General features: G+C 45.3%; 1 protein-coding gene. It reads right to left on the reverse strand.

Going from position 1 to position 1,998, the window contains the following annotated elements:
* Positions 1–93: 93 nt before the first annotated feature.
* On the reverse strand, positions 94–1,419 hold the full coding sequence (locus QVO39_RS03670) for an ATP-binding protein (protein WP_021903057.1): 1,326 nt from the start codon (positions 1,417–1,419) through the stop codon (positions 94–96).
* Between the last annotated feature and the right edge of the window lie 579 nt (positions 1,420–1,998).

Here is a 1,998-nt window from a genome sequence, read left to right on the forward strand (position 1 = left end):
TAGCTGAGTGGCACCCTGGCGGGTGCTTTTTTGTGTGGCTGCTTTTCCGTGAGAGGGAATAAGGACTGAACTGTATAACGCCTCGCAATTACGCTACATATCCTCCAAAGTAAGGCAAGTGGTTCCCACATCATACTTCGGGAGCACCTTATTTATTAGGTGTGCAACTTTCTTTTCCAGAAGCTCAGGCTTGAAATTTTTCCGCTGCCTTTTCACCTCCGCCACCAATGCCTTTCTCTTTTCTAACTTCAAAGCGACAATATCGATTTCATTTTGAGCATCTTTGGCGTCCCACCACGAGCCGATGGCTTTGTATTGATGCGATTCGGCCAGTTGCTTTGCAAAATACCTCTCAAGTACTAGCCCCGAGTAGGTGGGGTAGTCCTGGAGGATAATTTGTTGGAGCGCTGGAAAGTTGTTAATCTCTATTAGAGATCGGTGCCTATCAAAGTAATTGAACCAAAACCTCAGGAAGTTATCTTGAATATCGTATCGAACCGCCTGAGCACCCACCTTGGAAAGGATTGGTCGCTTTCGCTCAATGACTTGATACACCTCTATCAGTCGCTTCAGGTGCCCGCCGACGTTCTTATTCCCTAATGATGCTTCTATCTGTGATTGGGTATTGATGCCCCCAGAGATGGCGCTTAAAATGGAGAAGTAAGTACCATAGTCCTTGCCAAACTCCTCAATCAGGAGGTACTTCCCCTCCTCTATAAAAGGCGAATTCTCTCTCACCATGTAAGCAATCATCCCCTCAATCGATAAGTCTGTATTATCGCAAAGTAGCTCCACATACTTCGGGATGCCGCCAGAGAAGGTGAAAAGTGCAAGTAGGTCGTCGTTACTGTAGTTTGTACGGTGGTCGCCCATAATCTCCTTGAGTGTAGGGGTGTCAAAGGCCGAAAGCTTAATTACATTATCGGCTCGACCAAATAGTGGTTCCTCTTTGTCGTGAAATATCTTCTGCATCAAAGAATAAACCGACCCCGAAATGATGAGATTCATCTTGCTCCTTTTTCGGTATAGGTCCCACAGATACTGCATATCGCTAAAAAGTGCAGGGTTCACATTGTAAAACTCCTGAAACTCATCGATGATCAAGTGAAATGGCTTGGTTTCGGCCACCTCCAGCAGGTATTGAAATAGGGAGCGAAAGGAGGTGATCTCACTAGGGACGAAGATAGCTAGCTGCTCGCTGATAATAGATTGGTATTCAGTGCAGAGCAGAGCTTCATTTTTGCGGCCCACAAAAAGATAAACAGCTGGAATCTCCCCAGTGGTTGCCTTAAGGATCAAGCTAGTTTTACCAATCCTACGACGACCAGTCACTACAGTCATCCTTGAGTGGTCTTCAAATGAGAGCTTAGAAATTCTCCGCAGCTCTTCTAACTCACTATTTCTGTCATAAAATCTCATCGCTCGCTTATGTTATGGCGGTTACTGTAACGGTGGTTACAAAGGTAAGGATATCTCTTGATATACAAAAATCGCCTACCTATCCCATACATATTGTGGTGTCCGATGCTCCGAAAGTGAGGGTGTCAAGTGGTGTTATTATGGCCTTCGTAACCCATTGATAATCAGTGGTGCCAACATGACGAAAATTGAGTTGCAACTAAGCAATCGCTTAGTTGCATCTCGTCATTTGCTTAGTTGCAACTAAACTTTTCCTTTCTTATCTCTTGGACAATTAACCTCTAAAACATGAGATTGGAAGAGAAACTTTTGGCCTACTAGCCCAACGATTTATATGTGGTAAATGAAGCCTCAGAAATTGCTCTGTTACCACAGTAATTGGAAGTGTTTTTTCGGACAAGTCGGACGAGTCAGACAAGTCGGACAGATCAGACAGGATTGGGAAGCACCCTCGCGGGTGCTTTTTAGGAGGCTGTGCACGGAGTGGCATTCTCTTTATCTATTGGTTGTCCGACCTGTCTGACTCGTCTGACCTGTCCGACTTGTCCGACTTGTCCGATAAAGGTACCACCCCCCCCC

This window comes from Porphyromonas sp. CAG:1061, from assembly GCF_000435035.1.
GTDB classification, from domain to species: domain Bacteria; phylum Bacteroidota; class Bacteroidia; order Bacteroidales; family Porphyromonadaceae; genus Porphyromonas_A; species Porphyromonas_A somerae.